We start from the raw sequence: 25,921 nt of genomic DNA on the forward strand, positions 1-25,921 counted from the left end.
AGCGCGCCGCTCGACGTGGATGGCCGGGAGCGCAGACAAGTTTACGCAGTCTGCGCAAGGCAGACTGCTATGCCCGGCCATGACGACTGAGATTACACGGGGACACCAATGAACCAGCCAGCCTCCGCCTATTTCATCGAAGACCGTCACGACCCGAACGAGACCCACACGCTCTCCGTCCTGGTGCAGAACGAGCCCGGCGTGCTCGCGCGCGTCATCGGCCTGTTCTCCGGGCGTGGCTACAACATCGAGAGCCTCACCGTCTCCGAGACCGAGAGCCAGAAGCACCTCTCGCGCATCACCATCGTCACCACGGGCACGCCGATGGTGATCCAGCAGATCAAGCACCAGCTCGATCGCATGGTCCCGGTCTATCGCGTCGTCGACATGACCCTGACCAAGCGCGCGATCGAGCGCGAGCTGGCGATGGTCAAGGTGCGCGGCATCGGCGAGCCCAGGGTCGAGGCGCTGCGGCTGGCGGATGCGTTCCGGGCCCGGGTGATCGACGCCACCACCGAGAGCTTTGTGTTCGAGATCACAGGAAACACCGACAAGATCACTCAGTTTATCGATCTGATGCGCCCGCTCGGCCTTGTCGAAGTGGCCAGGACCGGCATCGCGGCGATCGGGCGGGGACCGGAAGGGATGTGAGCCATGCTGGCGCGCGACTGGTACTACAACGAACGCAACCGGATCGGGCTCGATCATGCCGTGGCCTCGATCTACGGCTCGGGGGATGATGCCGACGAGCGCGCGCGCGCCGCGTTGAAGATGCTCGGCGTCAAGCCCGGCTGTCGGGTGGCCGATATCGGCTGCGGCAACGGCGTGCTGGCGACGGAAGCGGCGCTGATGGGGGCCGTGGTCGACGCCATCGACATCTCGCCGGCGATGCTGGCGCTGACCAGGATCTACACGAGGGACCGCCGCACCGCGGTGCGGATGCATTCGGCGGGCCTGTTGTCGTTCGCGTACGAACCCGCGAGCTACGATCTCATTGCCAGCGAGTTCACGCTGCATCATCTGCCGGACTTCTGGAAGGCGGTGGCGCTGGCGCGGATCTTCGCAGCGCTGAAGCCCGGCGCGCAGTTCTTCCTGCGCGACATCGTCTATGTCTCCATGCCCGATGGCGCCGAGCGCTCGGTCGAGCAATGGGCCGATTTCAACATCAAGAACCACAACCTCGCCCGCGACAGCGTCATCACCCACATGCGCGACGAGAACTCCACCTTCGCCTGGGTGATGGAGCGGATGCTGAGCGAAGTCGGATTCGTGACGGTGTCCGCCGACTATCACGCCCCGATGCACGCGACCTATGTGCTGCAGAAGCCGGCGGGGCAGGGCTGAGCTGATGGTTGATTGTCGAGGCGGAGCGCACGCTGTTGCGCAGCACGCGGTGCGCTCCCTCTCCCCGTCCTTACGGGGAGAGGGCTGGGGTGAGGGGCAGCGGCACGGGGAGTGTTCGCGGAGAGACCTGCACTCCTTCGCCCGGATTGCATCTTGTGAACTGAAGCTGTCGCGGTCTGCAGTCCTGGGAGTTTGTTACTCCGTCATGCCCGGGCTCGTCCCGGGCATCCACGTCTGTCCAGGCGTGCCGAACGACGTGGATGGCCGGGACAAGCCCGGCCATGACGACGTGGAGGCAGATGAGTAATGTCCCAGCAGCTCCTCGTCGCCTTCGTCACCTTCGCCTTCGTGATGGCGTTCACGCCCGGGCCGAACAACATCATGCTGCTGTCGTCGGGGGTGACCTACGGCTTCCGGCGGACCGTGCCGCACATGATGGGCGTCAGTTTCGGCTTCGCCTTCATGGTCGGGGCCGTCGGCTTCGGCCTCGCCACCGTGTTCATCACCTATCCCGTGCTGCAGCAGGTGCTGAAATATCTCGGCGCCGCCTATCTGATCTATCTCGCGATCGCCATCGCCTTCTCCGGATCGACCAGACCGGAAGAGACCGCCTCGCGCGGCCCGATGTCGTTCTGGGGCGCGGCGCTGTTTCAGTGGGTCAATGCCAAGGGCTGGGTGATGGTGATCAGCACCATTACCGCCTATGCCGCGATCGCGCGCTTTCCCGCCAATGTTGCACTGCAGGTCGCGATCAGCTTCGTGATGGCGGTCGCCTCGACCATCACCTGGACCCTGTTCGGCACCGCGCTGCGGCCGCTGCTCAGCTCCGAGCGCGCGGTGCGCGGCTTCAACATCGTGATGGCCGTGCTGCTGCTGGCCTCGCTCTATCCCGTGTTCGCGGACGCATGAGGGAGGGCGCCGCCATGCGAGATCGGGGTTTCCAACAAGGCCCAAAATGCTCTAGACACGGGCCGGATTTCGTCCGGGCGCAGCCGCCCGTGCCTCACCCAAGCGTCTGACTTTTCAGCCAATTCCGGCATCTCACAGAGGAAACGACAATGCGTGTCTACTACGATCGCGACGCCGATCTGAACCTGATCAAGGGCAAGAAGGTCGTCATCGTCGGCTACGGCAGCCAGGGCCATGCCCATGCGCTGAACCTGAAGGATTCCGGCGTCAAGGACGTCGCGATCGCGCTGCGCAAGGGCTCGGCCTCGGCCAAGAAGGCCGAAGGCGCCGGCTTCAAGGTGATGGAAGTCGCCGAGGCCGCGAAGTGGGCCGACCTCGTGATGATGCTGACCCCGGACGAGCTGCAGGGCGACATCTACCGCGAGCACCTGCACGACAACATGAAGCAGGGCGCAGCCCTCGTCTTCGCGCACGGCCTCAACGTGCACTTCAACCTGCTCGACCCGCGCGCAGATCTCGACGTGCTGATGATCGCGCCGAAGGGCCCCGGCCACACCGTCCGCTCCGAGTACCAGCGCGGCGGCGGCGTGCCCTGCCTGATCGCGATCGCCAAGGATTCTTCGGGCAACGCCCATGACCTCGGCCTGTCCTACGCCTCGGCGATCGGCGGCGGCCGCGCCGGCATCATCGAGACCACCTTCAAGGAAGAGTGCGAGACCGACCTGTTCGGCGAGCAGGCGGTGCTGTGCGGCGGCCTGGTCGAGCTGATCAAGGCCGGCTACGAGACGCTGACCGAGGCCGGCTACGCGCCGGAGATGGCCTATTTCGAGTGCCTCCACGAGGTGAAGCTGATCGTCGACCTGATCTATGAAGGCGGCATCGCCAACATGAACTACTCGATCTCCAACACCGCGGAGTATGGCGAGTACGTCACCGGCCCGCGCATCATCACCCCCGAGACCAAGGCGGAGATGAAGCGCGTGCTCGACGACATCCAGTCCGGCCGCTTTGCGCGCGACTGGATGCTGGAGAACAAGGTCAATCAGTCCTCGTTCAAGGCCACCCGCGCCCGTCTCGCCCAGCACCCGATCGAGGAAGTCGGCGCCCGCCTGCGCGACATGATGCCCTGGATCAAGAAGGGCGCGCTGGTCGACAAGACCAAGAACTGAGCCGTGTGATGGACGGCCGGGACTGCGGATCTCGCGGTCTCGGCCTGCAGCTCGATCGAAAGCCTCCGTCCTCGCAGGGCGGAGGCTTTTTGTTTTGGGCCTTGACTGCAGAGGCGCTCAGCCCGGCTGCCTGCGACGCCAAGACTGTCATCCCGGCGAACGCCGGGATCCATAGCCACCGGCCTTGGTGGTTGAGAAAGACTGGCTACTCTCAGTGTGCCCGCCAACGCGCCTCACGCAGTGGGTCCCGGCGTTCGCCGGGACAAGGGCGGAGGAGGTGGCGCGAGCGGTGAGGTGCGGCGGAGGGTAGCGCCCTCAGTCAGTCAAGGAGCAGGCTCCGCCCGCTCACTTGTCGACCTTGTTGTGCACCATCCAGAACCGCAGCGTGCGCTGGGCCGTGTCGAGCGACAGCCGGCCGTAGTCGCGCTCGGCGAGCTTGAGTGTCTCGCTGTCGATGGCGTGCTTGATCGGGCGGTGGGTCAGGATCTTCGCCACCACCGTCCAGGCCAGCCCGGCGGCGCGGCAGGGGATCAGCACGATGTCGGTGCGCGGCCCCTCCAGCACCTTGGCCATCATCTCGGTGGGAACGTTGTTGAGCAGCCCCAGCGCCGCGGCGACCTCGCTGAAGCGGCGGGTCTCGGCGAAAAAGGCGATCGCGGTGTCGTTGAGCTCGTTCAAGCCCTTCATGCGCTTCACGGCCTCTTCGGCCATCGTGAAGTCGCGCCCGACCAGGCCGCCGTCGCTGCGCGCGGCGTCGGTGATGGTCTTGAGGATCTTCTTGATCTCCTTCTGCAGCGCCGGCGACGCCGACGCCATCAGCTTGGCGCGGACGGATTCGGTGGCGCGACGCAGGAGGTCGCGGAGGTGCTTGCTGGGCAGGTCGACGCGCAGGCCGATGATCTCGCTCAGCTCGTCGTCGTCCTCGGCATGCGCCATCATGCCGGAATAGCCGGTCTCGGAGAAGCGCGCCGTCTGGTTGTTGGCGAGCGTGCGGATGACGCGGCGCTCGCCGCGGTCGACAATGATGTCGGTGACGGCCTCGGTCAGATGCGGACGGCTGGAGATCGCCATCAGGTGATCCTGGCCCTTGGTCGCGGCGACCTCGACCAGCGTATGCTCCGAGAGCCGGGTCGAGTGCATCAGCACGCTCTCGGCGACCGAGATCTCGTCGTCGCGGGCCAGTTGCTGGATCAGTTCGACCGGGGCGTAATCCACCGGAGCAAGATGCTTGCTGAGCTCGGCGCGCGCACGGGTCTCGACGCGTGACACCAGCATGCACAGCACGTTGTCGAACACCTTGATCTGATCCTCGCTGAGGCGCTCGCCGTCATGCAGGAACAGATTGGTGACCTGGCGCAGCGTGTGCACCCGTTTTTCCGAGGAGCCGCCACGGACGGCCTCCTCGAGTTCGGCGATGATCGAATGTTCTGAAGGTGGAAGCTGTTCTGGCTGTTGCACGTTACGCTCGTCTGTCCGGAAGGCCGGCGCAGCAGCAATGCAGGACCGCTCTCTGCCCCACTGCAGTCTGTCGGCAGGGTCAGTTTTCGGTATGGACGATAACAATGTGTTAGGCTGACGGGGCGTAGTACTCCGGAGAAACACGGAGACGGAAAATTAACACGACGCGTCTAAAGGGGAATCGCGGGCCCAGGCACGAGATTGGCCTAAAAGGCAGCTGCGGAGGAGGCCGATGGGCATGGGGCGGCCTTCGGCGTCAGTGGAAATGATGAAAAGGTTAATGATCTCATAAGGTCAGAGGCCATTCTTCAACCGATTTGAATGCCTCTCGCGACTTCACGTCAGCTGACATCGAAGCAAGTTTTGAAGTTTAAATCACATTCTTGAGAGGACCCGCCCCGCTCCCGTCGGGCGACGCCCGATGCGGCGCGATCGCTCCCGCCGGCGATGCGAGTTCAAGCGTCAAAAACAACCCCAGCATCCTGCCGCCTCTCGTGCGATAGTCGCGCCATAAAGCGCTGAGGCCGCCATGAAATCCGTCGTCGTCACCGGGGCATCCACCGGCATTGGTTTCGCCTGTTCGAAGCTGCTGCTCACACGCGGCTTCCGGGTATTCGGCAGCGTTCGCAAGCAGGCCGATGCGGACCGGCTGCGCGCTGAGCTCGGCGCCGGCTTCGCGCCGATGCTGTTCGACGTCACCGACGAGGCGGCCGTGAAGGCTGCTGCCGGCGAGGTACGCGCGGCGCTCAACGGCGAGGCGCTGGCGGGGCTCGTCAACAATGCCGGCATCGCGGTCGCCGGTCCCCTGACGGAGCTGCCGATCGACCAATTCCGCCATCAGCTCGAGGTCAACGTCATCGGCCCGGTCATCGCGACCCAGGCGTTCGCCCCGCTGCTCGGGACCGATCCGGCCATGACGGGGCCGCGCGGGCGCATCGTGATGATCAGCTCGGTCGCCGGCCGCAACGGCAATCCGCTGCTGGCGCCGTATTCGACCTCGAAGCATGCGCTCGAGGGACTCTCGGAGAGCCTGCGCCGCGAATTGATGCTGTTCGGCATCGACGTCGTCATCATCGCACCGGGCGCGGTGAAGACGCCGATCTGGGACAAGGCGGAGGAGGTCGACCTGTCGCCCTATCAGGCCTCGCCGTATTTCCCGGCGCTGCAGAAAATCCGCGGCTACATGCTGCATCTCGGCAAGACCGGACTGCCGGCCGAGACCATTGCCGAACGCGTGTTCGCGGCGTTGACCGCGCCGTCACCGAAGGTGCGCGACGAGATCGCGCCCGATGCCCTGCAACAATGGATTGCCCGCGCGCTGCCCAAGCGGATGGTCGACCGCATCATCGCCAAACGGCTCGGCCTGATGCCGGCGAGCCGAGGCTGATCGCGGAATGACGACGACCGGCAAGACCCAGGCGGAGCTCACCCGCCTGGTCGAGGAGGCGATCCGCGCGGAGCCGGGATGCGAGACCGCGCGCGTCCCAGCCGTGCAGGCGCTCGACGTTCACAGCGGCCGCAACTGGGAAATTCCGCACGTCGTGCTCGGCGACAGCCTGATCAGCGACATCGACCGCGCAGTCATGAGCGTGCAACGCCGGCTGGGGCGTGAATTTCACCTGATCGAGGAGGGGGCGCCGCCCGCCGCCTCCGAGCGGACCGCGACGAGCCGTTGAAGCCGGCCGGCGTCGTCTTGCGAAAATGAACGTTCGACAACGGACGAACTGATAGCGCTGCGCCGCTCGGTCGCTGCAGCGCCAGATCGCGCCCGCGACATTCCGTGTGAATCCGGTTGTTGTCATTTGTGACGATTTGATTACGGTCGCATGACAGGCTAGCGCGTTCCTCGATCTGTCGGCATGTGCCGGCGCGGGGCACTCCTGTCCGAGTATCGCCGCCGCATGTCGCTCACGCCAAACCACGAACCGATCACGACCCTCACGGCCGGGAGTGCGACGCGGTCTGCCGCCGTGCGGATGTCCGCGGTCGCCGCGCCCCATGTCGCAGCGCTGGCGCTGATGCTGCACACCGAGACCGATTTCGGCTCCCGGCTCGGCTTCGTCCTGGCCTGGGGCATTCTCAACGGCTTCTGGCTGGTGCTGTTGCGTCGGCCGGCGGTGTCGGGCGCGCTGGCGCTGAGCATGGTCGTCGTGCTGGTGCTGCTGTCGCAGTTGAAGCATTCCGTCGTGCAGATGACTGCGAACTTCGTCGACGTCATGCTGATCGATCATGACAGCGCCGCCTTCCTGTTCACGATCTTCCCGAATCTGCGGTTGTCGGTGCTGGTGGCGGGGGCGGTCCTGCTGCCGTTGATGGGACTGCTATGGTGGGTCGATCCGTTCCGCATTGCGCGGCTGCCGGCGCTGGCCGGCAAGCTCGCCTGCCTCGCCGCCCTGACCTTGTATTCGCTGAACTGGCGCGACGAAGCCTGGCGCGGCTATTACGACGACGGCTATCTGTCCAAATTCGCCCGCTCCGGCGTCACCGCGGTCTCGGACTTCATAGCCCACGGCTTCATGGAGTCCGACGCCACGGCCGACCGCAAGCTGGCCGCCATGCTTCCCGACGCCTGCCATCCGACGGGACGCCGGCCGAACATCGTTCTGATCCATGACGAGTCGAGCTTCGACATCCGCTCGGCGCCCGATATCAAGGTGCCCGCCGGCTATGGCAGCCACTTCCAGTCGTTCGACGGCAAGGCGCGCCGCTTCATGGCCGAGAGCAATGGCGGTCCGAGCTGGTTCACCGAGTACAACGTGCTGGCCGGCCTGTCGTCGCGCTCGTTCGGCCGCTTCGCCTATTTCGTGACCCGGATCGCCTCAGGCCGTGTCGAACGCGGCCTGCCGCTGGCGCTGCGCCAATGCGGCTACGACACCGTCTCGCTGTATCCCGCGCATGGCGCCTTCATGAACGCGCGCAGCTTCCAGACCACGGTCGGCGTCGACCGTTTCCTCGACGCGCGCGATCTCGGCGCCAAGGGCATCGAGCCCGACGGCTTCTTCTATGATGCCGCGCTCGACCTGATGCAGCAGCGGCAGCGCAACAAGCCGCTGTTCATGTTCGTCTATCTCGCGGCCAATCATTTCCCCTGGGAGACGACGTTCCGGCCTGATCTGACGCCATCCTGGCGCGCGCCGGGCAATCTGCCGTCGATCGATGAATATCTGCGCCGGCAGGCGATGAGCGCATCCGACTATCAGCGCTTCCTGGCGAGCCTGAAGAAGCGGTTCGGCGACCAGCCGTTCTTGATCGTGCGCTACGGTGATCACCAGCCGGAATTCTCGCCGCACATCCTCGACCCCAAGCTCGACGAAGCCGGCATCGGCGCCAAGCTGGAGAGCTATGATCCGCGCTATTATCAGACCTACTACGCGATCGACGCCGTCAATTTCGAGCCGCGGCAGAGCGCGGTCATGATGGACTCGATCGACGCCGCCTATCTGCCGCTGGTCGCGCTGGAGGCCGCCGGCATTCCGCTCGATCCGTCCTTCGCCGAGCAGAAGGACATCATGCTCCGCTGCAAGGGCGTGTTCTACGCCTGCGGCGACGGCGCCGAGGCGCGCCGCTTCAACCACATGCTGATCGACGCCGAGCTGATCAGGGGGCTGTAGCCGCCACAACGCGCAAAGCGTGTTGCGGTGCGCCCTCCATCGGGCGCTCTCAATCGAACTTGTAGGAGATGCCGAACATCGCCGCATGGGTCTGCAGCCGGACCGAGTTGCTGATGGTCTCGGTTGCGAAGCAGGGGATCACGGCGGTGCCGTAGCCCGGGAGATCGAACGTGGCCGTGCTGGCGCAGCTGCGGGCGCTGGTGAAGTTGGCGGTGCCAAAATCGGTGTAGCGATATTCGCCGCGCAGGACCCAGTTGCGGCCAAGCTTGGTCTCGCCGCCGGCGCCGATGGTGAAGCCGGGGCGGATGCTGGATTGGCTGATCACGGCAGGGCTCTTCAGGCCCGGCGCACAGCTGCCGATCTCGGCGCTGGCAAATCCGGGCGCCGTGAGCAGGGCCTTGACCGCAGTGTCGCAGCGCGAGGTCTGCTCGATCTCCGTCCAGGCGGCGCCGCCCGTCAGATAGAGCATGACCGAGGGATTGACCACGAAGCCGAGGCGGGCACGGATGCTGGCGTCCCATTTGGTGCGGACGCTGAAGCTGTCGTTCATGCCGCCGCTGGAGCCGTTCAGGGCCGTACCGGGGAAGGAATAGCCGTAGGTCGTCGCCTGCGCGCTGGCATAGGCCGCATCGCCCTCGATGCCGACGACCCATCGCGGCGCGATCTGCCAGTTGTAGCCGATGTAAGGACCGATCCGCGCCGCGGTCGTGTCATAGGCGCTGTCGAGGAAGCACTGGCAGTTGGCCGCGAGATCCGAGGTGAAGAAGCTGGTCGCGAGCACGTCCTTGTTGACCCGCGACGACACATTGTTCGCGCGAACGCCGGCTGTGGTGCCGACATAGAAGCCCGCCCAGGAGGCGGTCTCCGGCATGGCCGCATAGGCCGCCAGGCTGCTGGCCAGCGGTCCGCCGCCGAACTTGTAGGCAATGCCGAAGGTCGCGGTGTGGGTGCGCAGAGCGGTGTCGTAGGTCACGGTCTGCGTGCCGTTCACCGAGCTGCGCACGTTGGTGTCCGAGGTGCGGCCGTAGTCGGAATAGCGATATTCGGCGCGGGCGATCCAGTTCGGCGTCAGAAGGGCCTCCAGGCCGCCGCCGACGGTGTAGCCGAGCAGGGTCTTGCTGTTGGTAATGTTGGCTGGACCGAAGGCACGGGCGCCGCCCGCCGCGCAGTCGCCGTCGAAGGCCGTCAGCGTGCTGCAGTTCGAGGTGGTCTCGACGTGGATCCAGGACGGGCCGGCCGTGCCGTACACCAGCAGGCTCGGGTCGATCACGTAGCCGGCGCGGGCGCGGATGCTGGCGTCCCAGGTGGTCTTGAAGATGAACGAATTGGTCGTCGAGCCCGGACGAAACAACGACGGCGCCGGATAATAGCTGCCCGAGGTGCGGCTCTGGTCCGCAAAGCCGAACTCGCCTTCGATGCCTGCGACAAACTGATCGAACTGCCAGTTGTAGCCGGCATAGGGGCTGACGCGGAACGCGGTGGCGTTGAAGCTCTGGCCCGTGGCGCAGGGCAGGCCGACAAAGCAATTCGCCGCCACGAACATGTTCTGGATGACCGGCGCGTTGCTGGTGTCGGTGGCCGATCTGACGCTCAGGTCGGCATCATTGGCGCGAAAGCCGAAGCCGGTGCCGACATAGAAGCCAGCCCAGGCGGGAGCGGCGATCGGAGCAGGAGCTTTCAGAGGGAGATCCGCGGCTTGAGCGACCGTGCCCAGCATTGCGCTCGTGATCAGGACTGAGTTCAAGGCAAGAAAAGAGGTCGGCAACGATCGGCGCATGTCAAAATCGCCCCAGGAAACACAATGCAATTTGTGGTAACATAGCAGTGCATGCCGTTCTCAGCTGTAGCTGCGCTGCAACAGTCGGGTTCCCTGTGGGAACTACCAAGTCGCGGGTGATCGGGTCACAGTTGATCGTGATCAGTCACACGAATGGAGGATGACAAGCTCCCGGGCGATGCTTAGTTCGAAAGCCCCAGGATGAAGGGAGATCGACATGACGACGTCTGTGAAGGACATGCTGGCCGCGGCCAATGCCGCGGTGCCGAAGATCACGCCGGCCGAGGCGCAGGCGATGATCGCCAAGGGCAACACGCTGGTGCTCGACGTGCGCGATGCGCCGGAGGTGGAGAAGAGCGGCAAGATCGAGGGCGCTCACCACGTCTCGCGCGGCATGCTCGAATTCCGCGCCGATCCGGACTCGCCCTATCACGACAAGGCCTTTGCCAAGGACAAGAGCATCATTCTGTATTGCGCCTCCGGCGGACGGTCGGCGCTGTCGGGAAAGACGCTCAAGGATCTCGGCTACGACAAGGTCTTCAACGTCGGCGCGTTCAAGGACTGGGCCGAGAGCGGCGGCGCGGTCGACAAGCCGATCGAGCCGGGGATGTAGCTTGCGTGCATGGGGCAGGCGAAAGCCTGCTCCAAGCCCCGCCGTCATCGCGAGCGCAGCGAAGCGATCCAGGGGCGACACGGACGATGTGCATTTTAGCCCCTGGATTGCTTCCGCCTTCGCTCTGCGAGCTTCGGCGGACACGTCGCTACGCTCGCAATGACCGCTCTGAAACAGTGGGGCTCTACTTCGAAATCCTGCTCCACAGCCAGCGCGCGACTGCCTGCGGCGAGGACTCGGCATCGCTGCCGGACGCCCGCAGATTGGCCTGCTGCATCGTGACGATGTCGATGCGGCCGAGCAGGGGGCGCAGCGCATCCTGCAGCGCGCGGTCGTCGGCGCGCTTTGGTGAGAGCAGCAGGATCGCATCATAGGGCGGGATCGCCTGTTTGGGATCTGCGAGCACGACGAGATCATATTTCGCGATCAGCCCGTCGCTGGTGTAGCCGGCGATGACGTCGACCTCGCCGGCGGCCACCGCCGCATACATGAAGTCGGGCTGCATCTGGCGCTGCGCGCGGAAGGCGAGGCCATAGGCATCGCGCAAGGCGGCCCATTCCGGACGCGAGAAGAATTCGTAGTCGCCCGCGATCGACATCTCGCGCGTGTGGTGGGCGAGGTCATCGATCGAGCGGATGCCGAGCGCCTCGGCCTTCTTGCGCGGCATCACCAGCGCATAGGCGTTCTCGAAGCCGAGTTCGCCGAGCAGCGTGACCTTGTCCTTCGCGAGATCCTGCCTGAGCACATCGAGCAGCGCGGCGCGCGGCAACTGCTCCGTATGATGAAACTGGTTGGCCCATAGCGTGCCCGAATACTCGACATAGAGATCGATGTCGCCGCTCTTCAGCGCGCCATAGATGACGCTGGAGCCAAGCCCGGCGCGCGTGGCCGCCGAGAGACCCGCCGCCTGCAGCCGCTCGCTCATCAGCGCCGACAGCACATATTGCTCGGTGAAAGTCTTGGCGCCGATGACGTAGCGCGCCGAGCTGCCGGCCAGCGACGGCAGCAGGCTGAGGCCGACCATCAGCGCGATCGTCGCGGTGCCGAGCCCGATGCGGGCGCGGCTGCGGGTGCGCAGGCCATGCTCGATCAGCGACAGCAACTGATCGACCACGAGCGCCAGCATCGCGGCGGCGACGCAGCCGAACACGACCAGAACCCAGTTCTGCGTCTGCAGCCCGGCAAAGATGTAGTTGCCGAGCGAGGTCTGGCCGATCGGCGTCGACAGGGTCGCGGTGCCGATCACCCACACCGCGGCGGTGCGGATGCCGGCCATGATCACCGGCAGCGCCAGCGGCAGCTCGACCATGGTCAGCGCCTGGCGCTCGGTCATGCCGACGCCCTTGGCGGCTTCGATCAGGCTGGCATCGACGCCGTTCAGCCCGGTGATGGTGTTGCGCAGCACCGGCAGCATCGAATACAGCGCCAGCGCCAGCACCGCGGGAAGGAATCCGAACGCGGAGAATGAAACGCCGAACCAGCGCAGGCTCAGCGCCGCCAGTGCCAGCAGCAATGGATAGAACAATGCCAGCAGCGCCAGCCCGGGCACGGTCTGGACCACGCTGGCGAGGCCGAGCAGCAGATTGCGCAGGGCAGGGCGGTTGCGCGCGATCAGAGCCAGCGGAAAGCTGATCACGAGGCCGAGCGCCAGCGCTGCGATGCTGACGCGCAGATGGCTGCCGAGATAGTCGGCGAGATGCGACAGGGCCTCGGTGAAGCGCGGATCGGACAACAGGCTCATGCGGCGCCGCTCTCGGGCAGCAGGGCCGCGAGCCGCGCGGCCTGGCGCCGCGGCGTCGTCATCAGCTCCGTCACGTAGCTCTCGCGGCTGGCGGCGAGCTCGGCGGGCGTGCCGACCTCGACGAGGCGGCCCGTCCGCATCACCGCGATGCGGTCGGCGAGCAGCAGCGCCTCGGTGATGTCGTGGGTGATCATCAGCGTCGTCAGCCCGAGCTTGTCGTGCAGCGCGCGATAATCCTGGCCCAGCGCATCGCGCGTCAGCGGGTCGAGCGCGCCGAACGGCTCGTCCATCAGCACGATCCGAGGCTTTGCGGCGAGCGCGCGGGCGACGCCGACGCGCTGGCGCTGGCCGCCGGAGAGCTCGTGCGGCAGGCGGTCGCGATGCGCTGTGCGGTCGAGCTGGACGAGCTCGAGCAGCTCGTCGACGCGCGCGGCGATCTCGTTCGCCGGCGTACCCAGCAGCCTGGGCGTGATGCCGATGTTGGCGGCAACCGTCATGTGCGGAAACAGCGCGCCGTTCTGGAACACGTTGCCGATGCGGCGGCGCAGGCTGACCGGTTCGAGGCGGCCGATGTCCTCGCCGGCAATCCGGATCGTGCCGCCGTCGGCCTCGATCAGGCGGTTGGTGAGGCGCAGCAGCGTGGTCTTGCCGGACCCGGAGCCGCCGACGATCGCGAGGAACTCGCCCTCGGCGATCTCCAGCGAGACGTCGTCGACCGCCGTCACGGCGCCGGCCGCGCCGGAGAAGGACTTGCGGACGTTGCTGTAGGTGATCAGGGGCGTGCGTTGCATGCGGCCTTTTTCGGGCGCGAGAGGCCTCGGCTCCCACTGACCTAGCACGTCCCGCGCCTGCGTTGAACTTCGCGGCGCAAGCGGCTAAGCCGTCCGGACCATTTTCGGGGAGGAACTTGGACGTGACGCAGCCTTCGGCCGCCGCGGTCGCACTGGAGCGAACGACGGTGGCATTCCGTCTCGCTGGCGGACGCACCTATACCGCCGTCGAGACGGCCGACCTCGCGGTCGCGGACGGCGAGTTCGTCGCCATCGTCGGGCCGACCGGCTGCGGCAAGTCCACTCTTCTCAACGTCGCGGCCGGGCTGCTGAAGCCCGCGGCCGGCGATGTCAGGATCTTCGGCCAGCCGCTCGCCGGGCTCAACCGCGAGGCCGGCTATCTCTTCCAGGCCGACGCGCTGTTCCCCTGGAAGACGGCGCTGGAGAATGTCGCGATCGGGCTCGAGGTCGCCGGCACGTCCGCGCGCGAGGCGGCCGCGAAGGCGCAGCAATGGCTGACGTCGGTCGGCCTCGGCGCCTTCGGCAACCGCTATCCGCACATGCTCTCTGGCGGCCAGCGCAAGCGTGTCGGCCTTGCGCAGGTGCTGATCCGCAATCCCCGCATCATCCTGATGGACGAGCCGTTCGGTCCGCTGGATGCGCAGACCCGGCAGATCATGGGCAATCTCCTGCTCGATCTCTGGAACGCCGACCGCAAGGCGGTGCTGTTCGTCACCCACGACCTGGAGGAGGCGATCGCGCTCGCCGACCGCGTCGTCATCATGTCCGCCGGTCCCGCCTCGCGCATCATCGGCGACTGGCGCGTGACCCTGCCGCGCCCGCGCGACATCTTCGAGGTGCGCATGAAGCACGAGTTCCACGAGCTGCACCGCGAGATCTGGCAGACGCTGAAGGCCGAGGTCGAGAAGACCTACAAGCAGGCGGAGGCGGTGTGATGGGGCGTTTGAATATTGCTGCCCGCCAAGCGCTCAGCTCAGACTCCCCTCCCCCCTGCGGGGAGGGGTTGGGGGTGGGGGTCCCCCGAGAACGAATCTTTGCTGGGACCCCCACCCCCGGCCCCTCCCCGCAAGGGGGAGGGGAGCGCAGCGGCGTCCGCGGCTGCGCGCGCGCGCACACCGCACTGAGCGGAGCAGCCTGATGTCGCGTGTCACCCTGCTCGCCCTGCAACTGCTCGTCGCCATCGTCGCCATCACGCTGTGGCAGTTCCTGGCCACCGTGCCGGTGTTCGGCCGCATCCTGCTGCCGCCGTTTTTCTTCTCCAACCCGGTCGACGTGTTTGCCCAGGTCGTCAAATGGTTTTCGACCGGCACGATCTGGAAGCATCTCGCGATCACCTTGTGGGAGTCGATCCTGGCGTTCACGATCGGCTCGCTGGGCGGCGTGCTGGTCGGGTTCTGGTTCGCGCGCAAGCCGCTGGTCGCCGCCGTGTTCGACCCTTACGTCAAGATGGCCAACGCGCTGCCGCGCGTGGTGCTGGCACCGATCTTCACGCTGTGGCTGGGCCTGGGGATCTGGTCCAAGGTCGCGCTCGGCGTGACGCTCGTGTTCTTCATCGTCTTCTTCAACGTCTACCAGGGCGTGAAGGAGGTCTCGACCGTGGTGCGCGACAACGCGCGCATGCTGGGGATGAGCGAGCGGCAGCTGATGCGCCATGTGTATTGGCCGAGCGCGCTGTCGTGGATGTTCTCCTCGCTGCACACTTCGGTCGGTTTCGCGGTGGTCGGCGCCGTCGTCGGCGAGTATCTCGGCTCGGCCGCGGGCCTCGGCTATCTCATCCAGCAGGCCGAGGGCGTGTTCGATGTCGCCGGCGTGTTCGCCGGCATGTTCGTGCTGTCGGCCTTCGTCATCCTGATCGACATCTGCGTCACCTTGGTGGAACGCCGCCTGCTGGTGTGGCGCCCGGATGCAGCGGATGGACGATAGGGCGATCTTCTCAATCCACACCGACACGCCTAATCTGACCAACGACATGAACGGAGGAAACCAATGAACAAGATCATCGGCCGGGTGACCGGCGCGCTGCTGGCGCTGACGCTGAGCACGGGGCTGGCGAGCGCGGCGACGAAGGTGACGATCGCGGTCGGCGGCGGCGCCTGTCTGTGCTATCTGCCGACGGTGCTCGCCAAGCAGCTCGGCGAGTACGAGAAGGCCGGACTCGACGTCGAGCTCGTCGACCTCAAGGGCGGCTCGGACGCGCTGAAGGCCGTGCTCGGCGGCAGCGCCGACGTCGTCTCCGGCTATTTCGATCATTGCGTCAATCTCGCCGCCAAGAAGCAGGAGATGCAGTCCTTCGTCGTGTACGACCGCTATCCCGGCCTCGTGCTGGTGGTGGCGCCGTCGCACAACAAGGAGATCAACTCGATCAAGGATCTTGCCGGCAAGAAGGTCGGCGTCAGCGCGCCGGGCTCCTCGACCGACTTCTTCCTGAAATACATGCTGAAGAAGAACGGCCTCGATCCCGCAGGCACGGCCGTGATCGGCGTCGGCCTCGGCGCCACCGCGGTGGCCGCCATGCAGCAGGGCCAAATCGATGCGGCGGTCATGCTCGATCCCTCGGTGACGGTGCTGCAGGGTGCGTACCCCGATCTCAAGATCCTCTCCGACACCCGCACCCAGCACGACACGCTGGAGGTGTTCGGCGGCGAATATCCCGGCGGCGCGCTGTATTCGACGGTGGCCTGGATCGCCGGCCACGAGAAGGAGACGCAGGCGCTGACCAACGCGATCGTCGCCACGCTCGGCTGGATCCATTCGCATACGCCGGAGGAGATCATGGCGAAGATGCCGGAGGAGCTGGTCGGCAAGGACAAGGCGCTGTATCTGGCCGCGCTGAAGAACACGATCCCGATGTACTCGCAGACCGGCAAGATGGACCCGAAGGGTGCGGATGCCGTGCTCGCGGTGTTCTCGACCGGCTCGCCCGAAGTCGCCAAGGCCAATATCGACGTCAGCAAGACGTTCACCAACAAGTTCGTCGAGCAGGCCAAGGCCGCGAAGTAGGGATGACCGACGTCGTCATTCATCGCGTCACCACGCTCGACGTCAAGGTCGAGCCGTGGGACTGGCCGTTCGCGCGAGAGCGCCGCGACGACATCGCGGCGCATTTTGCCGAGCGGCAGCGCGAGAAGCCCGGCCTGTGGAACGGCCGTATCCTGCTCGGGCGCAATGCACGCTTCGATCACGGACAGTTCTCGGCCAGCTATTTCGAGACCGATTTCGCCAGCCTTCTTGCCTGGCGCGACTGGGGCTGTCCCGACCGCACGGCCTTCAACGGCTTCGGCATGGGCGCGTTGCGGTCGAGCGATGGCGCCTTCGTGCTCGGGGAGATGGGCGCGCACACGGCCAATGCGGGCCGGCTGTATTTTCCCGCGGGCACGCCTGATCTCGACGATGTCGATGGCGGCACGATCGATCTCGCCGCCAATGTCGCGCGCGAGGTCGAGGAGGAGACCGGACTCGCACCCTCCGACTATGTGTCGTCGGCGCATTGGGACTGCGTCGTGACCGGCGCCTCGATCGCCTTGATGCGTGTGCTCGACGCCGCCGAGACCGGCGACGTCCTGCAGCGTCGGATCGAGGCCAATCTCGCCGCGCAGGACGAGCCGGAACTCGCAGGTATTCGGCTCGTTCGAACGAGGAACGACCTGACGGCCGCGATGCCGCGCTTCGTTACCGCCTTCCTCGAAACGCAGTTTGCCGCCGGAGAGCCGTCCCCATGAGCAAGACAGCGCGCACGCTCGCCAGCGAGCTCGACGACTACATCTCGCCGTTCCGGATCGACGGCGGCCACAAGTTTCATCTGAAGTCGCACAAGACCAAGGTGAAGGGCGGCCTCGACAAGGAGCAGGGCGAGGCGATCATCGAGCAGAACCGCAAGCGGCTCGCCGACTTCCAGGAGAAGCTGTACGCGCAGGACCGCTGGTCGGTGCTGGTGCTGCTGCAGGGCATGGATGCCTCGGGCAAGGACAGCGCCATCAAGAGCATCTTCGAGGGCGTCAATCCGCAGGGCTGCGAGGTGACCTCGTTCAAGCAGCCGACCTCCAAGGAGCTCGACCACGACTTCATGTGGCGGACGATGCTGGCGCTGCCCGAGCGCGGCCGCATCGGCATCTTCAACCGCTCCTACTACGAGGAGTGCCTGGTCACGCGCGTGCACCCGGAGATCCTGAAGGCCGAGAAGCTGCCGCCGAAGCTCGTCACCAAGAACATCTGGCACGAGCGCTTCGAGGACATCTCCGCCTTCGAGCGCTATCTCAGCCGCAACGGCACCGTGATCCTGAAGTTCTTCCTCAACATCTCCAAGGAGGAGCAGCGCGAGCGCTTCCTCGACCGGCTGGAGCAGCCGGCGAAGAACTGGAAGTTCTCGATGGGCGACGTCACCGAGCGCGCCAAGTGGAGCCGCTACCAGGCGGTCTATCAGGACATCGTGCGCCACACCTCGACGGCCCATGCGCCGTGGTACGTCGTGCCCGCCGACCACAAATGGTTCGCCCGCGTCGTGATCGGCTCGACCATTGTCGCCGCGCTGGAGAGCCTCGACCTGCATTTCCCGCGCGTCGATGCCGGGGCGCGCGAGGAGTTCAAGGCCGTGCGCAAGGCGCTGGAGAACGAGGGCAAGGGCGGGAAGAAAAAGCGGGAGTGAGTGGTGCAAGGTGCTGACCTCGCCCACGGTCGTCATTCCGGGGCGCGCGCAGCGCGAGCCCGGAATCCATAACCCCGACCGCTTATGAGGGGCGAGCTGCTGCCACGGCGAGTCGCTGAAGCAACAACCGCCTGTGGCTATGGATTCCGGGCTCGCGCTGCGCGCGCCCCGGAATGACGGAGGAGAGAGCGGCGCGTACATCCACGAGCTGCGCGGGGCGAGGAGTAGAGCTCGGCCGCTTAAATCTTCTGGTGCCTCACCTCACGCCGCGCCCGCCTGCCGCTGGTCGGCAGCGTCCACCGTCAGGAACCGCCGCGCGAAATCCTGGGCCGGCATCGGCTTGCCGAAATGATAGCCCTGGCCCTGCGCGCAGCCGAGCCGGAGCAGGAAGTCCGCGGTGGCCTGGTTCTCGATGCCCTCGGCGATCACCGACAATCCGAGCTGGCTGCTGAGGCTCACCGTCGAGCCGACGATGGCGGCGTCGTCGGACTCCGTCAGCACGTCGCGCACGAAGGAGCGGTCGATCTTCAGCCCGTCGAGCGGAAACTTTTTGAGATAGCTGAGGCTCGCATAGCCGGTGCCGAAATCGTCGAACACCAGGCTGACGCCGAGCGCCTGCAGCCGGTTGAAGGTCTGCAGCACGCCGGGCTCGTCGTGCAGCAGGATGTCCTCGGTGACCTCGAGCTCCAGCAGGCTGGGCGACAGGCCGGTGACGGTCAAGAGCTTGCTGACGAAGGCGGCGAGATCGCCGGTCTGGAATTGCGACGGCGACAGGTTGACGCCGACCCGGATGTCGTGGCCGGCGAGCTGCCACTCGCGCGCCTGGCGGCAGGCGGTCGCCATCACCCAGGTCGCGACGGCCTCCGACAGCGGCGAGGTGTTGACGACGGGGATGAAGTCGCCGGGCGGCACCAGGCCGCGGGTCGGATGCCGCCAGCGGATCAGCGCCTCGGCGCCGATCACGCGGCCGCTGAGGAGGTTGACCTGCGGCTGGTAGAACAGCTCGAACTCGCGGCGTTCGACGGCGAGCGTCAGCTCGGCCTCGAGCGTCAGCCGCCGCTCCAGCTCCTCGCGGATCTCGGTTTCGAACATCACATGGCTGCCACGGTGGTCAGTCTTGGCGCGGCACAGCGCGAGGTGCGCGTTGCTGAGCAGTTCCTCCGCGCTCTGTCCGCCCTCCGGATGCACGGCGACGCCGAGGCTGATCCTGACGCGCTGCTGCCGGCCGCCGGCCTCCAGCGGTGTCTCGAACAAATGCGCGAGATGCGCGGCCAGCTCTGTGACGGTGCCGCCGGTGGCGGAGCAGGGAATGGCGACGGCGAACTCGTCGCCGCTCAGCCGCGCCACGCGCCCCATGCGTCCGATCTCGCCGGCGAGCCGCTCGGCCGCGGCGCGCAGGACGCTGTCGCCGAAGCTGTGGCCGAGCATGTCGTTGATGTGCTGGAAGGCATCCAGGCCGATCACCAGCAGCGCGACCTGGTCCGAGGCGTTGTCCGCCTGCGCGATCATGGCCGCCAGATCCGTCTGCAGCGTGTGGCGGTTGATCAGCCCGGTGAGCGTGTCGTGCTCGGCGAGATAACGGATGCGTTCGGCCTCGCGCTTGCGCAGGGAGATGTCGCGCAGGATCACGCCATATTGCAGCCCGTCAGGGCCCTGCCAGGCCGAGACGCTGGCCTCGACCGGAAACACCTCGCCATCCCGGCGACGCCCGTCGAACTCGACCGTCGCACCGCCCGGCAGCAAGGTTGCCGGCAGCGCCGCCTCCTGATGCGGGAACAGATCGTCCCCGGCGTTCTCGTCGGCGCGCAGCCGCGCGAAGGGCTGGCCGATGATCTCCTCAGTGCCATAGCCGAAGATCGCCACCGCTCCGGGATTCCACACCGTGATCCGCTTGTCCTGGTCGGTGCACACCAGCCCGTCGCCGATCGACATCGCGATCCGCTCGAACCGGCTCTCGGCGACGTGGCGCAGCAGGCCGCGGAAGTCGATCTCGTCGAGCGCGGTCGCCACGAGATAGGCGAACAGCGCGATCTGCAGCAGCGACGTGTCGAGCACCACGGCATAGCGATCGTGCAGCAGCAGCGCGACGGTCTCGATGCCGATGCCGATGAACCCGATCAGCAGGGCGCGTCGCGCGGCTGACAGATGCCGCCAGCTCGCCAACATGACGACGACGAGCAGCAGCAGGGCTCCGACGGTCGCCGCGGTCGAGGTCGCGAGCAGGGTGCGATGCTGGATGATCGATTCCGCGGCCAGGACCTGCAGCACGACGCCAGGAAGCACGCGGCCATTGGGGACGCTGTAATAGTCGCTGAGCTCGATCGCGGTGGCGCCGACGATCACCCGCTTGCCCTTCAGCGCGGCCAGCGCGGCGGCATCGCCCCGGAGCACGTCGACATAGGACACTTTCGTCAGGGATGACGCGTCGATGCCGTAGTCGATGAGGAATGGGCTGTCCTTGATCGCGTCGCTGCCGGCGAGGAAAGCGCCCATCGACTGCACGAATGTCTTGCCGTGCCCGATTTCGCAATACTCGCCGAACGCGTAGCTCCTGACGCGGCCATCGCGGGCGACCTCGATGTTGACGAGCGCCGACCATGCCGTCGTCTCGAACTGCGGCAACGGCCGGTTGATGTGAATGCCCGCATCCTTGCCTGCCGCGCTGAGCTGCTTGAACGCAGGCAGCACCACGGTGCCGCTGGCCCTCTGCAGCCCTTCGAGGAAGGCGTGGTCGGCCGCCGCGTTGGACGGAGTGCTGAAATCGATGTCGAAAGCGACCTCGCGCGCACCTGCGCGCTGCAACTGGTCCAGCAGAAGGGCATGGTTGGTGCGTGGCCACGGCCAGACGCCGATGGCTTCGATCGAGCGAGGGTCGATGGCGACGATGGCGATCTCGCCGCTGGCGGGACGCTTGTCCAGCCGAAAGCGCAGGTCGATGAGCGCATGACTGAGGAGGTCGTAGCAGCCGGACAGCCCCACTGTCAGCAGCGCAACGACCACCAGAATATGCGGCATGAACCGCCTGAACATTCCCCCTCCCGAGTGCCCGCGGAGCCGGCCCAGATGCCCGCTCGCGCGATAACCGATCTCATCTGTCCCCGACTGCAGGACGTCGAACCGCCCTGACAGCTCCGTCTGATCAGAAGGCCACGACGTCCCGTGACCGGAATGCTGTCGCATCAGTCCTTGTTGTGACCGTAGGCATGGCCGCGGCCCCGGCCGCCGCCGTGGTCGTCGTCACCGCTGTTGCCCCGGCCGCTATTGCCGCTGTTTCCGCTATTGCCATGGCCGCTATTGCCATGACCGCTGTTTCCGTTGCCGCCGTTGTTGCCGTTCCCAGCTCCGTTGCCGTTGCCGTTGCCGTTGCCGTTGGCGGCGGCAGCCACCGCGGCTCCGTTCGAGCCGTTATTGCCGGCGGATGCCGCAGGCGAGCCGATCGCGGCACTGATGGCCGCAGCTACCGAGGAGTCTCCCGATGCGCCGCTGGCGGCCGCTGCGTTGCTGGTCGCATTGCCATTGCCGCCGCGCGCTTCGCTCCAATTGCTGCGGCCGGCTCCCGGCGCACCATGAGCGCCATGGGCGAGGCCGCGCGTCGCCTTCTGGATGTTCAGATTGACCTCGCCGAGCGACGTCGAGATGCGCACGACGTTGGGCCGGGCGCCACCATGGGACGTGGTCGCCGACGGCTGCTGCGCGGCGGCCGAGGTCGCTGCGCGCGGCACGGTGGAATTGGCGTTGAGCGCGTGAATGACGCTGCCCTTGGCTTCGCGTGGCGCCTGCAGACCATCGCGCGGCACCGGAATGCGATCGATGGTCGGCGCGCGCGGGCGGCCCTGCTCGATCGGGCTGAAGGTGCCGGCGCCGGACAGTTTGAGACCGGAGGCCCCGTTGAAGGTAGCGGCAGCCTGACCGGGCATGATCTGGGCGATCTGCCCCGTCTTGAAATCGGAGACCTGGACCTGGCCGCGGCTGACCTCGACCTTGGTGCTGCGGCCGTTGACCGTCACGGTGAACTGGGTGCCCTTCACGACGGCAGCCAGATACGGGGTCTCGACCTCGAAATGCTGCACGTTGCGCTTCTCGACATCGAGCAGGATGGAGCCGGCGCGCTGCAGGATGGTGGTCGCCATGCCGTCCTTCGGGGCAGCCGGCAGGCCGACCTCCGAGTTCGGCGCGATCACGATGACCTCTTCGCCGCGGGTCAGGCGCACGCGGCCCGCTGGTCCGGTGCGGATCGTATCGCCCGGCTTGAGCTCTTCGTCGCGGCCGAGCGAAACCTGGCTGGCGCCCTTCGAGGTGACCCAGACTTCGCCCGAGGATTTGCTCACCAGCCACGGTTCACCGTCGGCGGCGAACGCGACGGGCACCGCGGCGAAAAGCGACGCGGCAATCAGTCCAGTTCGCAGGAGATGCTTGGATGACATGGCTCGAACTCGCGTCGTTGGCGGCCTTTGAAACTAATCGAAATGTTTCAAGAGACCCTTATGAGTTGCGGCCCGCTTTCCTTCGCGCATTTACGCTTCATTGACCTTAACAAACTAAGAACGAAGGATGCGTGTGGGTTGTGTCGAGGGAACTGGGAGGATCGCGGGTTGGCCCAGCAAGGCGGCCGCACGCAACGGTTCGCGACCCCTGAACGGGGCCGCGATCGTCCTCGGCATTTCGGTCTCCGCATTGCTGTTCGTGGCCGGCGCCGAGGCGCAGCAGGTCAGCCAGCCCGGCTTTGATCCCCGGCAGACGGAGAGGTATCTCGACGAGCAGCAGCGGCGCTCGGCGCAGCCGGTTCCGCCGCGGCCGCGTGCGCCGCAGTTCGCACCCCAGGGCGGGGGCGGCGACGTCAAGCCTCTGTTTACCCTGCGCGCGGTTGCCCTGACCGGCGCGTCGGCGCTGCCGGCCGACCAGCTTGCTTCGGCCTATCAGCCCTATCTCGGTAAGCCGGTGTCGCAGGCCGACCTCGCGGCGATCGCGACGGCGATCAGCGACCAGTACCGCGCCGCCGGCTATCATCTCAGCCGTGCGATCGTTCCGCCGCAGGACATCAGCAATGGCCGGGTCCGGATCCAGGTCATCGAAGGCAGCATCACCGAGGTCAGCCTCAAGGGAACGGGCGCGGAGGAATTCGGCGTCCGGCCGATGCTGGACCCTGTCCTCGCCGAGAGCCCGTCGCGCCTCACGACGCTCGAGCGCCAGTTGCTGCTGATCAACAGCCGCGGCGGCGTGCGCCTGGTCGATTCATCGCTGGAGGAGATCGGCGGCACCACCGGCCGGTTCCGCCTGGTGATCGAGCTGCAGACCTGGCACGTCTACGGCTTCGCCGGCGTCGACAATCTGGGCTCCTCCACCGTCGGTCCGTGGCAGAGCTATGCCACCGCCGCCTTCAACTCCTATCTGTTGCCGGGCGATACGCTCACCGCCAACCTGTCGACGACCCCCGGCGATCCCAGGCAGCTCGCGTTCGGGCGACTGTCCTACGAGGTGCCCGTCGGCACCGACGGCGCCTATGTCGGTGGCTCCGCGCTGTACAGCGAGGTGCGGCCGGGCGACATCAGGCGCCGGTTCAACGACAACACGGTCACCGAAACCTATGAGCTGCGCGGCGGCGTCACGCCGATCCAGTCGCAGCGCGCCTCGCTGCGGCTGAACCTCGCGGCCGCCTTCAGCGAGGTGACCGAACGGGACGTGTTCGGCGTCTGGTATCGCGATCACATCCGCACCCTGACGGCCACCGCCGACTATCGTTGGAAGGATGATCTCGGCGGCGACAGCTATCTGACGCTCGCCTACAAGCAGGGTCTGAACGTGCTCGGTGCGACCCGCGCCGGCGATCCCTTGGCCTCGCGCGATACCGCGTCGCCCACCTTCTCGGTCGTCAACGGCTGGTTCACGCGCTACCAGACCTTGTCGGACGCCTGGTCGCTGAAGCTCGCCGCCGCCGGCCAGCTCGCCTCGGGTCCCCTTTACAATTCGCAGCAATTCTATCTCGGCGGTTTCGCCTATGGCCGCGGCTACGGCAGCGCCGAAATCAGCGGCGACAATGGCATGGCCGGCACGTTCGAGGTCCGCTTCGAGCAGAAGCCGGACTGGACCTATCTGAAGAGCTACCAGCTCTACAGCTTCTTCGATGCGGGGCTGGCCTGGAACGACGGCTTCCGGCCGTCCGACGGCGTCGCGCTGACCTCGGCGGGCGGCGGCGTGCGCTTCACCTTCCCGAACGACTGGCGCGCCGATCTCGGCGTGGCGTTCCCGCTCAGCTACCGCGCGCCCGACAATTCAACGCGCGGCGCACGCCTGCTGCTGTCTCTGTCGAGCGTGTTGAAGATGTGCCCGCAGCGCGGCCAGGGGCCTTGCATCTAGACGATCCTATCTTGGAGCCGGCAGTTGTTTCGGGTTGAGCTTTCGCCGTCACCACGGCTGTCATGCTCCGCGAAAGCGGGGCATCCAGTACTCCGAGGCAGAAGACATAGAACCGAGGTGTCACGGCGTACTGGATCGTCCGCTTTCGCGGACGATGACAGCGGGGGCTACATGATCAATGTGCCAGGATGTTGGAGGGGTCATCGAGGCCCCTCCAGTGCTCCAATCAGACCGGCTTGCCCGATCCGTGGAACAGCCGGCCCTTCTCGGTGATCAGCACGATGGCGAGTGCGCTGGCGGTGCAGGCCAGGAAGCCGGCTGCGAACGGCAGCGGCGTGCCGTTGAAGGCCTGGCCGACGATGGCGCCGGCGCCCATGCCGAGCAGCGTGGTGATCGAGCCGTAGAGCGAGGACGCGGTGCCGGCATTGGCGCGCTGCGGCTCCATCGCGAGCGCGGTGAAGTTCGCAAACATCAGGCCGAACGAGAACATCATCCCCGCGGACAGCAGCATGAACAGCCACAGCGGCAGCATGTCGAGCATCGCCGCGCTGAAGCAGGTGAGCGCGATGACGACGCTGCCGACCAGCGCGCTGTGCGAGATCATGCGCATGCCGAGCCGGCCGACCAGCCGGGCATTGAGGAAGCCGGCCACGGCGATGGTCACGGCGATCGCGGCGAAGGCGACGGGGAAGTAGTGGCCGAGATGATAGACGCCGGTGAACAGCTGCTGCGACGACAGCACGTAGCCGAGCACGGCGCCGAAAATGCCGCTGGCGGCGAGCGCGTAGCCGAGCGTCTGGCGGTTGGTCAGCGTGTGGCGGAACGAGGCGCCGATCGCGGCGATCGAGAACGGCTTGCGCTCGTTTTCGGGCAGCGTCTCCGGCAGCCGCAGCGCGGCCCAGATCAGCGTCACGATGCCGTAGAGCGTCAGCACGACGAAGATGCCGCGCCATTGCGTCAGCAGCATCACGGCCTGGCCGAACGCCGGTGCGATCACGGGAATGGCGATGAACACCATCATCGCGAGCGACACCACGCTCGCCATGCGGCGGCCGGCGTAGCAATCGCGCACGATCGAAGTCGCGATCACGCGCGTCGCCGCGGTGCCGAGCCCTTCCAGCACGCGCGCCAGCAGCAGCAGCTCGAAGGACGGCGCGGCGATCGCGAGCAGGCTGGCGATCGCATACACCACCATGCCGCCGATCAGGACCGGGCGGCGGCCGTAGCTGTCGGACAGCGGGCCGATCGCGAACTGGCCGAGACCGAAGCCGATGACGAATGCCGACAGCACCGTCTGCACCCGGTTGGCGACATCGATGTGGAAGGAGGCGCCGATGTTCGGCAGCGCCGGCAGCATCATGTCCATGGCCAGCGGGTTGAGCGCCATGATCGCCGCGACCACGATGACGAACTCCGTGAAGCCCATCGGCCGGTGGCGAACGAGTTCGAGATCGGCGCTGGTATCGGTCAAGGGAGGGCCTTCCTGGAGACGGTGGCGCAGCAAGCGGATGG

The 25,921-nt window shown here is 66.4% G+C and carries 21 protein-coding genes; 14 read left to right on the forward strand and 7 right to left on the reverse strand.

Annotated elements, in window-relative coordinates; genetic code table 11:
* Nucleotides 1-108 precede the first annotated feature (108 nt).
* The 4 genes from ilvN (at nucleotide 109) to ilvC (ending at nucleotide 3,422) form a co-directional block, all read left to right on the forward strand.
* Nucleotides 109-651, forward strand: a complete 543-nt coding sequence (gene ilvN, locus ACQR0Z_RS07860) for an acetolactate synthase small subunit (protein WP_434860734.1) — start codon at nucleotides 109-111, stop codon at nucleotides 649-651.
* 3 nt (nucleotides 652-654) lie between these two features.
* Nucleotides 655-1,344: a class I SAM-dependent methyltransferase gene (locus ACQR0Z_RS07865; RefSeq protein ID WP_434918249.1), complete on the forward strand. Its 690-nt coding sequence runs from the start codon at nucleotides 655-657 to the stop codon at nucleotides 1,342-1,344.
* A gap of 306 nt (nucleotides 1,345-1,650) precedes the next feature.
* Nucleotides 1,651-2,253, forward strand: coding sequence for a LysE family translocator (locus tag ACQR0Z_RS07870; protein ID WP_434918250.1), 603 nt, complete (start codon nucleotides 1,651-1,653; stop codon nucleotides 2,251-2,253).
* Nucleotides 2,254-2,402: 149 nt separating this feature from the next.
* Nucleotides 2,403-3,422 (forward strand): ketol-acid reductoisomerase, encoded by a 1,020-nt coding sequence (gene ilvC / locus ACQR0Z_RS07875; RefSeq protein WP_009026674.1) that lies wholly within the window; start codon nucleotides 2,403-2,405, stop codon nucleotides 3,420-3,422.
* Between the two features lie 345 nt (nucleotides 3,423-3,767).
* Here ilvC and ACQR0Z_RS07880 read toward each other — a convergent pair whose 3' ends face one another.
* On the reverse strand, nucleotides 3,768-4,880 hold the full coding sequence (locus ACQR0Z_RS07880) for a DUF2336 domain-containing protein (RefSeq protein ID WP_434860737.1): 1,113 nt from the start codon (nucleotides 4,878-4,880) through the stop codon (nucleotides 3,768-3,770).
* Between the two features lie 529 nt (nucleotides 4,881-5,409).
* On the opposite strand from ACQR0Z_RS07880, the gene ACQR0Z_RS07885 reads away from it, so the two are divergent.
* From ACQR0Z_RS07885 to ACQR0Z_RS07895, 3 genes are all read left to right on the forward strand, one after another.
* Nucleotides 5,410-6,267 (forward strand): SDR family oxidoreductase, encoded by an 858-nt coding sequence (locus ACQR0Z_RS07885; RefSeq protein ID WP_434918251.1) that lies wholly within the window; start codon nucleotides 5,410-5,412, stop codon nucleotides 6,265-6,267.
* 7 nt (nucleotides 6,268-6,274) lie between these two features.
* Nucleotides 6,275-6,556, forward strand: a complete 282-nt coding sequence (locus ACQR0Z_RS07890) for a hypothetical protein (RefSeq protein ID WP_434860739.1) — start codon at nucleotides 6,275-6,277, stop codon at nucleotides 6,554-6,556.
* A gap of 225 nt (nucleotides 6,557-6,781) precedes the next feature.
* Entirely contained in the window at nucleotides 6,782-8,491 is a 1,710-nt protein-coding gene (locus ACQR0Z_RS07895; RefSeq protein WP_434918252.1) for a sulfatase-like hydrolase/transferase, read from the forward strand.
* A 49-nt stretch (nucleotides 8,492-8,540) separates the two neighbouring features.
* Here the strand turns inward: ACQR0Z_RS07895 and ACQR0Z_RS07900 are convergent, their stop codons facing one another.
* Entirely contained in the window at nucleotides 8,541-10,208 is a 1,668-nt protein-coding gene (locus ACQR0Z_RS07900) for an outer membrane protein (protein ID WP_434918253.1), read from the reverse strand.
* Nucleotides 10,209-10,485: 277 nt separating this feature from the next.
* Here ACQR0Z_RS07900 and ACQR0Z_RS07905 point away from each other — a divergent pair, with 277 nt between their 5' ends.
* A complete protein-coding gene (locus tag ACQR0Z_RS07905; protein ID WP_434918254.1) occupies nucleotides 10,486-10,881 on the forward strand; it encodes a rhodanese-like domain-containing protein in 396 nt (131 codons plus the stop codon).
* Between the two features lie 184 nt (nucleotides 10,882-11,065).
* On the opposite strand, the gene ACQR0Z_RS07910 is transcribed toward ACQR0Z_RS07905, so the two are convergent.
* Nucleotides 11,066-12,622 (reverse strand): ABC transporter permease/substrate-binding protein, encoded by a 1,557-nt coding sequence (locus tag ACQR0Z_RS07910; protein ID WP_434918255.1) that lies wholly within the window; start codon nucleotides 12,620-12,622, stop codon nucleotides 11,066-11,068.
* Nucleotides 12,619-13,413, reverse strand: a complete 795-nt coding sequence (locus ACQR0Z_RS07915; RefSeq protein WP_434918256.1) for an ATP-binding cassette domain-containing protein — start codon at nucleotides 13,411-13,413, stop codon at nucleotides 12,619-12,621. Before ACQR0Z_RS07915 ends, ACQR0Z_RS07910 begins: the two co-directional genes overlap by 4 nt.
* A 122-nt stretch (nucleotides 13,414-13,535) precedes the next feature.
* Between ACQR0Z_RS07915 and ACQR0Z_RS07920 the strand changes: the two genes are divergently transcribed.
* The 5 genes from ACQR0Z_RS07920 to ACQR0Z_RS07940 all read left to right on the forward strand — a co-directional run bounded on the left by ACQR0Z_RS07920 (nucleotide 13,536) and on the right by ACQR0Z_RS07940 (nucleotide 18,055).
* The gene (locus ACQR0Z_RS07920) at nucleotides 13,536-14,348 is read left to right on the forward strand and encodes an ABC transporter ATP-binding protein (RefSeq protein WP_434860745.1); all 813 of its coding nucleotides are present in this window, start codon (nucleotides 13,536-13,538) and stop codon (nucleotides 14,346-14,348) included.
* A 202-nt stretch (nucleotides 14,349-14,550) separates the two neighbouring features.
* Nucleotides 14,551-15,336: an ABC transporter permease gene (locus tag ACQR0Z_RS07925; RefSeq protein ID WP_434918257.1), complete on the forward strand. Its 786-nt coding sequence runs from the start codon at nucleotides 14,551-14,553 to the stop codon at nucleotides 15,334-15,336.
* A 63-nt stretch (nucleotides 15,337-15,399) separates the two neighbouring features.
* Complete coding sequence (locus ACQR0Z_RS07930; protein ID WP_434918258.1) at nucleotides 15,400-16,413, forward strand: ABC transporter substrate-binding protein; 1,014 nt, start codon at nucleotides 15,400-15,402, stop codon at nucleotides 16,411-16,413.
* Between the two features lie 2 nt (nucleotides 16,414-16,415).
* Complete coding sequence (locus ACQR0Z_RS07935) at nucleotides 16,416-17,132, forward strand: NUDIX hydrolase (RefSeq protein WP_434918259.1); 717 nt, start codon at nucleotides 16,416-16,418, stop codon at nucleotides 17,130-17,132.
* Nucleotides 17,129-18,055 carry a polyphosphate kinase 2 family protein gene (locus ACQR0Z_RS07940; RefSeq protein ID WP_434918260.1) on the forward strand — a complete coding sequence of 309 codons (927 nt, stop codon included), beginning with the start codon at nucleotides 17,129-17,131 and terminating at the stop codon, nucleotides 18,053-18,055. Before ACQR0Z_RS07935 ends, ACQR0Z_RS07940 begins: the two co-directional genes overlap by 4 nt.
* Nucleotides 18,056-18,316: 261 nt before the next feature.
* Here the strand turns inward: ACQR0Z_RS07940 and ACQR0Z_RS07945 are convergent, their stop codons facing one another.
* Nucleotides 18,317-21,085, reverse strand: coding sequence for an EAL domain-containing protein (locus tag ACQR0Z_RS07945; protein ID WP_434918261.1), 2,769 nt, complete (start codon nucleotides 21,083-21,085; stop codon nucleotides 18,317-18,319).
* 149 nt (nucleotides 21,086-21,234) lie between these two features.
* On the reverse strand, nucleotides 21,235-22,479 hold the full coding sequence (locus ACQR0Z_RS07950; protein WP_434918262.1) for a FecR domain-containing protein: 1,245 nt from the start codon (nucleotides 22,477-22,479) through the stop codon (nucleotides 21,235-21,237).
* Between the two features lie 127 nt (nucleotides 22,480-22,606).
* On the opposite strand from ACQR0Z_RS07950, the gene ACQR0Z_RS07955 reads away from it, so the two are divergent.
* Nucleotides 22,607-24,409: a ShlB/FhaC/HecB family hemolysin secretion/activation protein gene (locus ACQR0Z_RS07955; RefSeq protein WP_434918263.1), complete on the forward strand. Its 1,803-nt coding sequence runs from the start codon at nucleotides 22,607-22,609 to the stop codon at nucleotides 24,407-24,409.
* Between the two features lie 226 nt (nucleotides 24,410-24,635).
* On the opposite strand, the gene ACQR0Z_RS07960 is transcribed toward ACQR0Z_RS07955, so the two are convergent.
* Nucleotides 24,636-25,880, reverse strand: a complete 1,245-nt coding sequence (locus ACQR0Z_RS07960; RefSeq protein ID WP_434876572.1) for a multidrug effflux MFS transporter — start codon at nucleotides 25,878-25,880, stop codon at nucleotides 24,636-24,638.
* Nucleotides 25,881-25,921: the final 41 nt, after the last annotated feature.

Source organism: Bradyrhizobium sp. HKCCYLS3077 (genome assembly GCF_051167555.1).
GTDB lineage: Bacteria > Pseudomonadota > Alphaproteobacteria > Rhizobiales > Xanthobacteraceae > Bradyrhizobium.

Coding starts and splice junctions, on each gene's coding strand:
- ilvN (WP_434860734.1), top strand. CDS start 109: ATGAACCAGCCAGCCTCCGCCTATTTCATCGAAGACCGTCACGACCCG.
- ACQR0Z_RS07865 (WP_434918249.1), top strand. CDS start 655: ATGCTGGCGCGCGACTGGTACTACAACGAACGCAACCGGATCGGGCTC.
- ACQR0Z_RS07870 (WP_434918250.1), top strand. CDS start 1,651: ATGTCCCAGCAGCTCCTCGTCGCCTTCGTCACCTTCGCCTTCGTGATG.
- ilvC (WP_009026674.1), top strand. CDS start 2,403: ATGCGTGTCTACTACGATCGCGACGCCGATCTGAACCTGATCAAGGGC.
- ACQR0Z_RS07885 (WP_434918251.1), top strand. CDS start 5,410: ATGAAATCCGTCGTCGTCACCGGGGCATCCACCGGCATTGGTTTCGCC.
- ACQR0Z_RS07890 (WP_434860739.1), top strand. CDS start 6,275: ATGACGACGACCGGCAAGACCCAGGCGGAGCTCACCCGCCTGGTCGAG.
- ACQR0Z_RS07895 (WP_434918252.1), top strand. CDS start 6,782: ATGTCGCTCACGCCAAACCACGAACCGATCACGACCCTCACGGCCGGG.
- ACQR0Z_RS07900 (WP_434918253.1), bottom strand. CDS start 10,208: ATGCTGGGCACGGTCGCTCAAGCCGCGGATCTCCCTCTGAAAGCTCCT.
- ACQR0Z_RS07905 (WP_434918254.1), top strand. CDS start 10,486: ATGACGACGTCTGTGAAGGACATGCTGGCCGCGGCCAATGCCGCGGTG.
- ACQR0Z_RS07910 (WP_434918255.1), bottom strand. CDS start 12,622: ATGAGCCTGTTGTCCGATCCGCGCTTCACCGAGGCCCTGTCGCATCTC.
- ACQR0Z_RS07915 (WP_434918256.1), bottom strand. CDS start 13,413: ATGCAACGCACGCCCCTGATCACCTACAGCAACGTCCGCAAGTCCTTC.
- ACQR0Z_RS07925 (WP_434918257.1), top strand. CDS start 14,551: ATGTCGCGTGTCACCCTGCTCGCCCTGCAACTGCTCGTCGCCATCGTC.
- ACQR0Z_RS07930 (WP_434918258.1), top strand. CDS start 15,400: ATGAACAAGATCATCGGCCGGGTGACCGGCGCGCTGCTGGCGCTGACG.
- ACQR0Z_RS07935 (WP_434918259.1), top strand. CDS start 16,416: ATGACCGACGTCGTCATTCATCGCGTCACCACGCTCGACGTCAAGGTC.
- ACQR0Z_RS07940 (WP_434918260.1), top strand. CDS start 17,129: ATGAGCAAGACAGCGCGCACGCTCGCCAGCGAGCTCGACGACTACATC.
- ACQR0Z_RS07945 (WP_434918261.1), bottom strand. CDS start 21,085: ATGTTCAGGCGGTTCATGCCGCATATTCTGGTGGTCGTTGCGCTGCTG.
- ACQR0Z_RS07950 (WP_434918262.1), bottom strand. CDS start 22,479: ATGTCATCCAAGCATCTCCTGCGAACTGGACTGATTGCCGCGTCGCTT.
- ACQR0Z_RS07955 (WP_434918263.1), top strand. CDS start 22,607: ATGCGTGTGGGTTGTGTCGAGGGAACTGGGAGGATCGCGGGTTGGCCC.